Here is a 12,025-nt window from a genome sequence, read left to right as displayed (position 1 = left end):
CAAATATAAAAATAAAGACTGCATTTTAGTAATCTTTATACAATTAATTTCATTAAAATATTGAATATGACATGACTACTCATTCTTTTTTAGTCAATGAAGCATTTATATTGTTTATTCTAGGTTAGGCTATTATTTTATAGGATTGAACTACTTATTGGATACTTTTCATTTCAGAAATTTTCACCTTTGGAAGCGCTCCCGAATGAATAACACTTGCTAGAATAGTGGCTTCTGATTGTGTAAAGCTTCCTGAAATTTCAGATCGTCCGCCTGATATTGGTCCAGAAGTAACAAATGGCGCTGAATATACAAGACCATCTATGACAATGGCAATATTTGATCGTGTTTGATATGCGTCTTCTGTGAGTTGTTCCCAAATTAATGCGCCTTCATCATTCAATTGAAAACTTACTACATAGTTTCCTTGAAAATGTGTTTCTCTTGCTGCGGCATTTACAACATAACTTCCATCTAAAGGAGCTTTGTTTTCTGAGGCAACAACCAATGCATATACTGGAAATGTACCGTTAGTTTTCTTCCCAAATAAAAATTTTATTTTTTTACCAATCGATGGTATGAATACAGGTTCTTTGTCTACTAAAAGTGAGGCAACACGCAATTTATTTTCTGCTGCTACATAGCCAAATATATAGTCTTCGGTTGGTGCAGGCGTCATTCCGATATAATCAAAAACCTCAATTGTAGTAATTTTTGTTGCGTTATTACTATCGACTAAAGTATCTTTCATGCGAGGTTTGAATGTTGTTTCAAGATGTGTAAATAATTCATTTTTAGACGAATGCACTTTAAAAAACTCCAGCTTTCCTACCATTTGAAAACTTTGCCAAACCAATATTGAATCGCCTCCTATTTCATAATTCACAGTCAATTTTTTGTTTTTACCCAAGATTTCTATGTTATTTCCACCTAGCTTGCGCAAGCGTTTTTGAATGACTTCTTTTGTTTTTTCTAATTGATTTTGATCTACATGATCAGCTACAATTTCTAGTTGCATTTGGTGCTGGTAACCTGAAAAAATTCCTTCACAAGCAGTTAGCAACACGATTAGTACGACGGCAAGATTTATAATGTATATTTTTTTCATGAAATCTATCATTTATTATGAATAAGAAAAGGCTGTCTAAAAAGCGAAATTTTCATCAAACCGAATCATACACTGAATGACGCTTTCTGATGCTTTTGGGACAACCTCTTTATAGTAGGTGTATTAGAAGTTTATTGGTCTTCCATATTTTTGTAACCTTCTGGCGGTACAGTACTGAATAAACTTTCAGAAACTTTTTCTTCTTTGATCTCCGTAACTTCCGTTGCAATTTTCATATCAATTCCCATTTGATTCATTTCAATGACAAGATATAAAGGAAAACCTTTTATTTTATCTCCATATTCCAATGTTTGCGGCGATATTATAGGAATTTCTTCTGTAGTAAATATTTCCATTTTTACGGTAGTTCCGTTTTTTGTGTTCTCAACGAAGTATTGTTGACATGTATATCCTAAAACCGTTTTTGTTTCAGTTCCTTTGGTTACTTTAATATTCTTCATGTCTTTTGCTTCGACAAGATTTTTTTTCAGCATATACATTTTACCCAACATTGGATTGTCCATAACCATTAACATCTCGTTTGTATCAGCATTTATCACTGTTGCTACTTTACCTGTTGTTGGATTTTCAATTACGGTACGCGAATTTTCACCTTTAAAGTGTGCAACAGATTCTACACTTCCCATGGCAGCAAACTGTTTTTGCATTTCTTCGTTGTCAGTTGACATTGTTTGTGTAGCAATAATTTTTCCTTCCGTGATTTTCTTTTGAGCAAAAACTGTAATACTAGAGAGTAATGCGATTGCAATAATTATTTTTTTCATTCTATATTTTTTAAGTTCTTATTGGTATGTGTGTTGTATTGTGTATGAATGTTACATTGACTTATAGAACTCGTTTAAACTTTTTTAATTTGCTAAAAAATTGCTCTTTTCAGCCCTGCTTTTACCTTTTTTTCGTTCCGTAGCGCTGCTATGAAACTCAAAAAAGCTGTCAACAGCACTTAAAACTGCTAATTTTCGCCTAAATCCGAAAAGTTTAAACGAGTTCATAACTAAAAATCCTCACGACAGATAATCATGAGGATTTTATAGTAGTATATTGATATCGAATTTATAATTCTAATAATCCGTTTGTTTTCTTAACACCTGCAGCACTTTCTTCCATATGTGCTTTTTCAGCATCGCTTAAATCGATTTCAACGATACTTTCAATTCCGTTTCTTCCTAAGATTACAGGAACTCCGATACATAAATCGTTTAATCCGTATTCTCCATCTAATAATACTGAACAAGGGAACATTTTCTTTTGATCACAAGCAATTGCTTGAACCAATCCTGAAACTGCTGCTCCTGGAGCGTACCAAGCTGAAGTTCCTAATAATTTTGTTAGGGTTGCTCCACCAACTTTCGTATCTTCTTTTACTTGATTTAAACGGTCTTCTGATAAGAATTCAGAAACTTTTACACTGTTACGTGTAGCATGTGCCGTTAACGGAACCATTCCTTTGTCACTGTGTCCACCGATTACCATTCCATCAACATCCGAAATTGGCGCTTCTAAAGCTTCCGCTAATCTGTATTTGAAACGCGCACTGTCTAAAGCTCCACCCATTCCGATGATTCTGTTTTTAGGCAATCCTGTTGTTTTGTGAACTAAATATGTCATTGTATCCATTGGATTACTCACGACAATGATGATTGTATTTGGAGAATGCTCAATTAAACTAGCAGAAACTGATTTTACAATTCCAGCGTTAATTCCGATTAATTCTTCACGTGTCATTCCTGGTTTACGTGGAATTCCTGAAGTAATAACACAAATATCGCTACCAGCTGTTTTTGCGTAGTCGCTTGTACTTCCTGTGATTTTTGTATCAAAACCATTCAAAGAAGCAGTTTGCATCAAATCCATAGCTTTTCCTTCTGCATATCCTTCTTTGATATCTAATAAAACGACTTCTGAAGCAAAGTTTTTAATCGCGATATATTCTGCGCAACTAGCACCAACGGCTCCTGCTCCTACAACTGTAACTTTCATATTCTTATTATTTTTATGTATTGTTTATAAGCTGCAAAAGTACAAATTAATCTCCTCTTTAGAAAAAAACCAATTCTTAAAATATACTTAAAATGAAAAGTTGAGTCCTAAGCTTGCAGCATCAAATTCTCCTATAGAATAATCAGCATTTAAACTAAAAAAGCCAAGTTTCAAATTTGCGCCTAAAGTTCCGCGGATTCCAGAGATATCCTGATCTATCGTGAATGGATCTGTGATGGTTTGTGAAAAGAAAACTCCATCTGTTACCGTATAATTACCAAGTAAATCTGTTTGAGAATCACCACTTATGTATCCTAAACCTCCGTAAAAGTTTACAACTTCAAATTTTGTTCCTACAATTAGCTGAAATAAAAGAGTGTTTACTTCTGTTTCTACTTGTTGATTATCACCGGCAACGACACTTGAATTTGTAAAATCGTAATTTGCATTTAAATGTGTGTAGGCAATAAGTCCAGAAACTGCTACAGGAAACGTACTTTCTGCTGGTAACCATGAGGTAAATTCTTGTTGAATACCAAAACCATATGTACTAAGTTCTACATCTTCTGTGTCTACTTTTGGAAAAAAACGTCCTTTTAGTTGCGTTCCTTTGAATGGTGAAAAACTCGCCTGAACGTATGCCGTTGGAATCATGTCTACATTTTCTGAACCAATTCCTGTTGGCAGTGTAAGCGTTACTTCTTGACTTCCGAAAATAGGATCGTCGTACGTTACAACAACTGTAACATCTGGTTCATTTTGCCCTAAAGCCGTAGCCACTGTTTTTGACGGACTGTTGTCTGGAAATCGTATATTTTCATAATCAGCTACATTGAGTTGAAATGATTTTTTGTCATCTTTGATAAATGAAGCATTTCCTACAATGGAAATTTCAAATCCGTAGCGTTTTGGCGAAGATGCACTGTTAAACCAACCATTATTGATTCCGTATGCCAAACCTTCTGAAGCTGGCGCTATATAATCGGTACTAAATCGTTTTGCATCATCAATACCTGCGGCTAATAATTCGTTAACATTGTCTTGCGAATGTGCATAAAAAGTTCCTAACAAGACCGTTAGTAATGTAGTAATTTTTTTCATGATTTGATCGAGTTTTTATTGATTGTAAAATTACAAAATAATTTACACCTCTTTTTCAAGATTTTAGATTTCTACTATATAATTCCCATCTCAAAAAAGATATTTACTGATATATACGTAATTGTCCTAAACTTAGTTTTTTGAAATAGAATGTAGTTTTGGTACTTGTTTACAAGATAAACAACGATAGTTATTTTTTGTATATTTATGTAAACTATTTACGACATGAAAAAAATTACACTATCTATTTTTACCTTCTTTTTCTTTTGTGTGGCATTTGCACAACAGGATTTGATTGATATTCCATGGAAGTTACATCAAATAATTATCGACGGAAATGTTACCAATATTGAGCCATTGCAAGGAATCAACAATGCAAAAATTACCTTTTTTGAGTCATCACCCAACAATTATGAATTTCTAGCAACCGCAGGAGATACTAATTATGCTTTTAATCCTGGTGCAACCTTAACTTTTACATCAGACACTTTTACGGTTGATTTTTAAGCGTAACTTTAGGAAACTGTATTTCTGCCTGCGCACTTGAAAGTCAATACCTTAACACCATTATGATTGGAAATAATTCTGTAATGAGAACTTTTGATTATGAAGTTATAGATTTAGGAAATGGCAATAAAAGGTTGATTATTGATACGCCTGAAGGCAACAGAGCTGTACATGGCAATTTTACGCTTTCGGCTAAAAAGTTTGATGAGAAAAAAATTGTGATGTATCCGAATCCTGTGAAGAAGAAGTTACATTTTGATTTTAAAGGATTTCAAGTAGAAAGTGTACGTATACTTTCGTTGATGGGTACAAGTATTTTTGAGAAAACAAGTTTGCACCAAGAAAATTCACTAGACTTATCATTTTTAAAGCCTGGAATTTATTTTATGAAAACTACATTTAAAGACGGAGACACTACGATTTCTCGTTTTATTAAAGAATAAAATTAACATAAAAAAAACGGCTGTTTAAAAAGTTTAAAACAGCCGTTTTCAATTTTATACATATTACAGTTTATGCATCAATGTTAGCATACACTGCATTTTTCTCAATAAATTCTCTACGCGGTGGCACTTCATCTCCCATTAACATTGAGAATACGCGGTCTGCTTCTCCTCCATTATCAATCATAACTTGTCGCAATGTTCTGAATTCAGGATTCATTGTTGTATCCCACAATTGTTCAGCGTTCATTTCTCCAAGACCTTTGTATCGTTGAATGTTGGCTCCTTGACCAAATTCTTCTAAGATTGTATCACGTTCGGCATCATCCCAAGCATATCTACGTTTTGCACCTTTTTTCACTAAATATAGTGGCGGCGCTGCAATGTAAATGTGTCCGTTTTCAATCAATTCTTTCATGTAACGGAAGAAGAATGTTAAGATTAGTGTTGCAATATGCGATCCATCGACATCGGCATCACACATAATGACAACTTTATGATATCTAAGTTTTGAAAGGTTTAATGCTTTGCTGTCTTCTTCTGTTCCGATCGTAACACCTAACGCTGTAAAAATGTTTTTGATTTCTTCATTTTCAAATACTTTGTGTTGCATTGCTTTCTCAACGTTCAAGATTTTACCACGCAATGGTAAGATGGCTTGAAACATACGATCACGTCCTTGTTTTGCAGTTCCACCTGCCGAATCTCCCTCGACAAGAAATACTTCACATTTTGCAGGATCTTGCTCAGAACAGTCACTTAATTTCCCAGGCAAACCTCCGATACTCATAACCGTTTTACGCTGTACCATTTCACGCGCTTTTTGTGCTGCATGACGTGCTTGCGCTGCTAGAACTACTTTTTGTACAATAGTTTTAGCATCATCTGGATGTTCTTCAAGGTAATCCGTAAGCATTTCGGATACTGCCTGACTTACAGATGCAGATACTTCACGGTTTCCAAGTTTTGTTTTGGTTTGTCCTTCAAATTGTGGTTCTGCTACTTTTACCGATATAATTGCGGTTAATCCTTCACGAAAATCGTCTCCTGAAATATCAAACTTTAACTTGTCTAACATTCCTGTACCTTCCGCGTATTTCTTTAACGTATGTGTTAAACCTCTTCTGAATCCTGATAAGTGCGTTCCACCTTCGTGTGTGTTAATGTTATTTACATACGAATGTAAGTTTTCAGAATACGAAGTATTGTATGTCATGGCAACCTCAACAGGAATACCATTTTTTTCTCCTTCAAAGGCAACTACATCGGCAATAATTTGCTCACGGTTTCCATCTAGGTATTTTATGAATTCTTTTAATCCTTCATCTGAATGAAAAACTTCTCCGATATATTCTCCTTTTTCATCCTTATTACGTTTGTCCGTAAGTGTGATGGTAATTCCCTTATTCAAATATGATAGTTCGCGCATACGATTGGCAAGCGTTTCATAGTTATATTCTAAGGTTTGTGTAAAAATGGAAGCATCTGGTCTAAACGTTACCACTGTACCATTTTTATCAGAATCGCCAACAGCTTTTACAGGATACATTGGTTTTCCGCGCTCGTATTCTTGTTCCCATACTTTTCCTTCTCTAAAAACGGTTGCTTTTAAGTGATCGGATAATGCATTCACACAACTTACACCAACTCCGTGTAATCCTCCAGAAACTTTATAGGAATCTTTATCAAATTTTCCTCCTGCACCAATTTTCGTCATTACGACTTCTAACGCTGATACACCTTCTTTTTGATGAATTCCGACAGGAATACCACGACCATTATCTTCCGTAGTAATCGAGTTGTCTTCATTAATGATAACACTAATCGTATCACAATGACCTGCTAGTGCTTCATCAATGGAGTTATCCACTACTTCATATACCAAATGGTGCAATCCGCGTACGCCAACATCTCCAATGTACATGGAAGGACGCATACGTACATGTTCCATTCCTTCTAGTGCCTGAATACTATCGGCTGAATATTGTTTTTTTGCTTCTTCGCTCATAAATATTCTCCTTATTTTTTTATAATTTTAGAATCGTTGAAAACGTTCTGATTTTTTATTGTTTAACAAACAAATATAACACATCAGAAATTGATTTTTAAACACTTTTAAGGAGCTTTTCAAATAGTTATTAACATTTATAACTTTTACAGAAAGTTGCTTAGAATAGCTTAAAACACCTTTTACGGCATTTTGAAGTGGTTTTTTTCATCACGTCTGATTAGTCAAAATAGATCATGTCTAAGAAGTGATATTTGAGCGTTTTGCTATTGGCATAAAACACTTACATATTTGATTTTACAGAAAGAAAACATCTTATTTTAACTGTTGTCGCCTTTGTTTTTAGTAGTTTTACAGTACTAACACTATTTTTACTAAATATTAATCAATGAAAACAAAATTACTTTTAGTCGCATTACTTTTCGGTTATGCTGCAAATTCACAAACAATTTCGTCATTTAATAGTGACCCAAACACGGATTTTACCATTGTCACGCCAGCAGCGCCGCTTGATCAAACACCAACAGGAATGAATGCTGTTTGGACGTTCGATAATTTGACTGCTACAGGAACAAATATTGACTCGTATGCGCCACCAACAGCCGCAGAATTGACAACATATCCTGGTACAACAGAAGTTTTATCTATTACAACACAAGGTGGCACACCAACAGTAAGTCAGTTTTTCCAAAGAGAAGACGGAACGGGAACGTATATTACAGGCGCTTCACAAGGAGATATTGTTTTAAATTATAGTACTACCAATGCTTTTGTGGGACTATTTCCTTTGACTTTTGGCGCAAATAATTCTGGAACTGCCGCAGGAACATTTTCATACCAAGGCACTAGCGGAACTTTTACAGGAACGTTTACAGCTACCGTGGAAGCATATGGAACATTGAATATTCCAGATCTGACTTTTTCAGATTACTCAGCTCCTGTAACACGTTTACGCGTTGATCAAGTATTGAGTTTTAGCATTCCGCCTATTTTTAATAATATCGGAACATTGACACAGACAACATATTATTATTATGATAATACTGCTGATAATATTGCTTTTAGATACACAAACGCTTTACTTGTTTCTGGTTTTTTAGGTATTAATGAAACTACAGAAACTTTTGAACGTAATACTGCTGTAACACTTTCGCGAAATACTGTAGATTCTTCAAACTTTCAGTTGTATCCAAATCCTGCAACTGATTTTATAACGATTGAATCGAAAGATAATCAAACGATTCAGCGTGTTTCTATTGTTGATGTACAAGGAAGAAATGTATTTACTTCAACTACTGCAACTGAACAAATTTCAGTATCAAGTTTACAACAAGGAATGTATTTTGTCACACTTGAAACAACAACAGGTGCCGTAACTACGAAGAAGTTTATAAAGCAATAATATTTTTTGCTTTTATATAAAACAAAAACGCTCAGCATGTAAAAATGCTGAGCGTTTTATTTTTGTAATTCACTATTTAGCAATGCTCCCGAACCATTTCCGTTAGCATATCGTATGTCTCCATTTTGAAACGTTACACCTTTAGCAATATCGTTTTGTAATAACAAAGCGCCATCAGCATCAATATAATCTAGTAAAGGCGCCAATTGGGCAAGATTTGAAATTCCAATGGTAGATTCTGTCATACAACCGACCATCACTTTTAAGTGTTTCGCTTTCGCGATTTGAATCATTTGCAACGCTGGTGTAATTCCTCCACATTTCATCAATTTGATATTAATGCCATGAAAAACGGCTGCACAGCTTGAAACATCTGCAAGTTTTTTACAACTTTCGTCAGCTATGATTGGTAGTACACTTTTTTCTTTTAGAATTTTCATGCCTTCCCAATTGTCAGCTTTTAGTGGTTGTTCAATGAATTCGACACCTAATTCTTTTAAGATTTTAGCATTTTTGAGTGTTTCTTCCACTGTCCAAGCACAATTGGCATCTACTCGAAAAACGGCATTTGTGACTTCGCGAAGTGATTGAATGATTTTGATATCGTTTTGTGTACCAAGTTTTATTTTATAGATTGGCCAAGGTGTTTCCAAAATTTTTGATTTCATTATTGCAACCGAATCAATTCCGATGGTAAAGTTGGTTTTGGGAAGTTTCAAATCGTCCGTACTCCAAAATCGGCGCAACGGTTTTTGTTGTTGTTTTGCATATACATCCCAATACGCACAATCAATAGCACACAACGCAAAGTAGTTGTCTTTTAGATACGGTTCGAGTTGTGTCCAAAGTTTGGTAGGATGTGTATGTTTCTCTACAGCTTCAAGTACAACTTTGACACTTCTGGCGGAAGCCTGTATACTTTCAACAGTACTATTATAATACGGATTTACCGTTGCTTCTCCATAACCTGTATAGTTTCCATCAGAAATTGAAACTACTACTGTTTGTTGCACCGTAACTGTATAACGCGAAATCGTAAACGGATTTTTTAGCGGTAATTCAAAGTTTTGTATTGTTATGGAAAGTTTCATGTTTTAAAGATAGTTTTTTTCTTTATGTAGAAAATAAAAAAACGCCCTATTGCTATAATAGGACGCTTTTTAAAAGTGTAATTATGTATAAAAGTGTGTGTGCTACTTTGTAAGTGTTTTTTGTTTTTAAAGTACTTCTCAATATGATTCTCTATTTATCTCGACTGCGCTCGATATGACACAGGAATGACAAGATACAACTATCTAATACGCTTCTTCGTGAACGTTTGCTACAGCTCTTCCTGAAGGATCGTTCATGTTTTTGAATGATTCATCCCACTCTAAAGCCGTTACCGAACTACAAGCCACTGAAGGAACCGATGGAACCGTTAATGAAGCTGTTTCTGATGGAAAATGCTCTTCAAAGATACTTCTGTAATAGTACTCTTCTTTGGCTCTTGGTGTTTGAATTGGGAAACGATATTTTGCATTTGCCAATTGCTCATCGGATACTTCGCTTTCTACTAATTCTTTTAAGGTGTCAATCCAACTGTAGCCAACTCCGTCACTAAATTGTTCTTTTTGTCTCCAGGCTACGCTTTCAGGCAAGTAGGATTCGAATGCTTTACGCAATACCCACTTTTCCATACGTTCGCCGTTGATCATTTTATCTTGTGGATTGATGCGCATGGCAACATCCATAAATTCTTTGTCTAGGAAAGGTACACGACCTTCTATTCCCCAAGCTGCTAATGATTTGTTGGCACGTAAACAGTCATATTGGTATAGTTTATCTAGTTTACGAACTGTTTCTTTGTGCAATTCTTCTGCGCTTGGTGCTTTGTGGAAGTATAAGTATCCTCCAAAAATTTCGTCGGCTCCTTCACCAGATAATACCATTTTGATTCCCATAGATTTAATAACTCTTGCCATGAGATACATTGGCGTTGACGCACGAATCGTCGTAATGTCGTAAGTTTCCAAATGATAGATTACATCTTTGATGGCATCTAAACCTTCTTGAATGGTAAAGGTAATTTCGTGATGAATGGTTCCTATATGATCGGCAACTTTTCTGGCAGCAGCCAAATCTGGCGAACCATCTAATCCTATAGAAAAGGAATGCAATTGTGGCCACCAAGCGTCACTTTGATCGTCTGTTTCTATTCGTTTTTGCGCATATTTTTTCGCAACAGCAGATGTAATTGAAGAATCTAATCCACCTGAAAGCAATACTCCATAAGGAACATCGGACATTAATTGTCTGTGAATGGATGCTTCTAGCGCTTCGCGTAATTCGTCAATACTGGTTTGGTTTTCTTTTACGGCTTCATATTCCATCCAATCGCGTTGGTACCATTGTTTTAATTCGCCGTCTTTGCTATCTAAATAGTGTCCTGGAGGAAATACTTCTATTTTACTACACACACCTTCTAAGGCTTTTAATTCGGAAGCGACATAGAATGTTCCGTTTTTGTCCCAACCCATGTATAAAGGAATGATTCCCATATGATCTCTGGCAACTAAGTAACGATCTTCTTGTACATCGTACACAGCAAAACCAAAGATTCCGTTGAGTTCGTCTAAAAACGTACTTCCTTTTTCTTTGTATAATGCTAGGATGACTTCGCAATCGGATTGTGTTTGAAATGTATATGAATCTTCAAACTGTTTGCGTAATTCTCTATGATTGTATATTTCGCCATTTGCGGCTAATACAAGTTGTTTATCTTCACTAAATAAAGGTTGTTTTCCTGAAGCAGGATCTACAATTGCTAAACGTTCATGTGCCAAGATGGCTTTTTCTGAACTATATATTCCACTCCAATCTGGACCACGATGACGAATTTTTTTCGACATTTCTAAAAGTTGAGGTCTTAGTTTCTCTTCTTTTTCTTTTAAATCAAAGGCACATACGATTCCACACATAATTTTTACTTTTTATTATAATTACACTACAAATATGAATCTAAACTTTCATTTTAAAAACATAAGTAGCTATTCTAGTTATAATTTAAAACTAAAAAAGATGCATTTGATAACATTTACAAATATTATCATCAAAAAAAGTAGGAATACTTTCAAATTATAAAAAAAGGAACGCTATAATGCATTCCTTCCCTTCTTTTGTGTTGTTCCTATTTATTATTCGCCCCAAGTACAATTGCGCAAATCGGTATTACAGACTTCGAAACAGGAATCGCCTGTAAAATCTCTTATACCACCTTTAAGCATATTGGTATTGGAAAGGTTAACAATGGTTTTTCTTTTGAATTGTAAGTGTTGCATGTGTTTTCTTTTTTTCATGATTTGTGTGTTTTAGTTATATGTACTTAAACTTATTATTTTTTTCCGAGATGTCTGTATGGCTTTACCTTACTATTTAACGTCAGTTTGACATAACTGATTTTAGCTAATAATTAG

At 34.8% G+C, this 12,025-nt stretch carries 11 protein-coding genes; 3 read left to right on the top strand and 8 right to left on the bottom strand.

The window, feature by feature from the left end:
- Positions 1-154: 154 nt before the first annotated feature.
- The 4 genes from AA089_RS18110 to AA089_RS18095 form a co-directional block, all read right to left on the bottom strand.
- Complete coding sequence (locus AA089_RS18110; protein ID WP_156169104.1) at positions 155-1,108, bottom strand: SecDF P1 head subdomain-containing protein; 954 nt, start codon at positions 1,106-1,108, stop codon at positions 155-157.
- A 131-nt stretch (positions 1,109-1,239) separates the two neighbouring features.
- Positions 1,240-1,893: a hypothetical protein gene (locus AA089_RS18105; RefSeq protein WP_046758403.1), complete on the bottom strand. Its 654-nt coding sequence runs from the start codon at positions 1,891-1,893 to the stop codon at positions 1,240-1,242.
- Between the two features lie 289 nt (positions 1,894-2,182).
- Positions 2,183-3,109 carry a malate dehydrogenase gene (gene mdh / locus AA089_RS18100; RefSeq protein WP_046758402.1) on the bottom strand — a complete coding sequence of 309 codons (927 nt, stop codon included), beginning with the start codon at positions 3,107-3,109 and terminating at the stop codon, positions 2,183-2,185.
- A gap of 87 nt (positions 3,110-3,196) precedes the next feature.
- Positions 3,197-4,210 carry a DUF6588 family protein gene (locus AA089_RS18095; RefSeq protein WP_046758401.1) on the bottom strand — a complete coding sequence of 338 codons (1,014 nt, stop codon included), beginning with the start codon at positions 4,208-4,210 and terminating at the stop codon, positions 3,197-3,199.
- Between the two features lie 225 nt (positions 4,211-4,435).
- Between AA089_RS18095 and AA089_RS18090 the strand changes: the two genes are divergently transcribed.
- Entirely contained in the window at positions 4,436-4,717 is a 282-nt protein-coding gene (locus AA089_RS18090; protein WP_046758400.1) for a hypothetical protein, read from the top strand.
- Between the two features lie 62 nt (positions 4,718-4,779).
- On the top strand, positions 4,780-5,160 hold the full coding sequence (locus AA089_RS18085; RefSeq protein WP_046758399.1) for a T9SS type A sorting domain-containing protein: 381 nt from the start codon (positions 4,780-4,782) through the stop codon (positions 5,158-5,160).
- 70 nt (positions 5,161-5,230) lie between these two features.
- On the opposite strand, the gene gyrB is transcribed toward AA089_RS18085, so the two are convergent.
- Complete coding sequence (gene gyrB, locus AA089_RS18080) at positions 5,231-7,168, bottom strand: DNA topoisomerase (ATP-hydrolyzing) subunit B (RefSeq protein ID WP_046758398.1); 1,938 nt, start codon at positions 7,166-7,168, stop codon at positions 5,231-5,233.
- Positions 7,169-7,556: 388 nt separating this feature from the next.
- Between gyrB and AA089_RS18075 the strand changes: the two genes are divergently transcribed.
- The gene (locus tag AA089_RS18075; protein ID WP_046758397.1) at positions 7,557-8,570 is read left to right on the top strand and encodes a T9SS type A sorting domain-containing protein; all 1,014 of its coding nucleotides are present in this window, start codon (positions 7,557-7,559) and stop codon (positions 8,568-8,570) included.
- 56 nt (positions 8,571-8,626) lie between these two features.
- On the opposite strand, the gene AA089_RS18070 is transcribed toward AA089_RS18075, so the two are convergent.
- The 3 genes from AA089_RS18070 to AA089_RS24945 form a co-directional block, all read right to left on the bottom strand.
- Positions 8,627-9,661 (bottom strand): dipeptide epimerase, encoded by a 1,035-nt coding sequence (locus tag AA089_RS18070; protein WP_046758396.1) that lies wholly within the window; start codon positions 9,659-9,661, stop codon positions 8,627-8,629.
- A gap of 204 nt (positions 9,662-9,865) precedes the next feature.
- Positions 9,866-11,530: an asparagine synthase B gene (gene asnB, locus AA089_RS18065; RefSeq protein WP_046758395.1), complete on the bottom strand. Its 1,665-nt coding sequence runs from the start codon at positions 11,528-11,530 to the stop codon at positions 9,866-9,868.
- Between the two features lie 216 nt (positions 11,531-11,746).
- Positions 11,747-11,908, bottom strand: a complete 162-nt coding sequence (locus AA089_RS24945; protein WP_156169102.1) for a hypothetical protein — start codon at positions 11,906-11,908, stop codon at positions 11,747-11,749.
- Positions 11,909-12,025 lie beyond the last annotated feature (117 nt).

Origin of the sequence: Kordia jejudonensis, from assembly GCF_001005315.1 — a bacterium.
In the GTDB taxonomy this organism is placed as follows: Bacteria; Bacteroidota; Bacteroidia; order Flavobacteriales; family Flavobacteriaceae; genus Kordia; species Kordia jejudonensis.
This window is presented reverse-complemented; position numbering and strand designations above follow the sequence as displayed.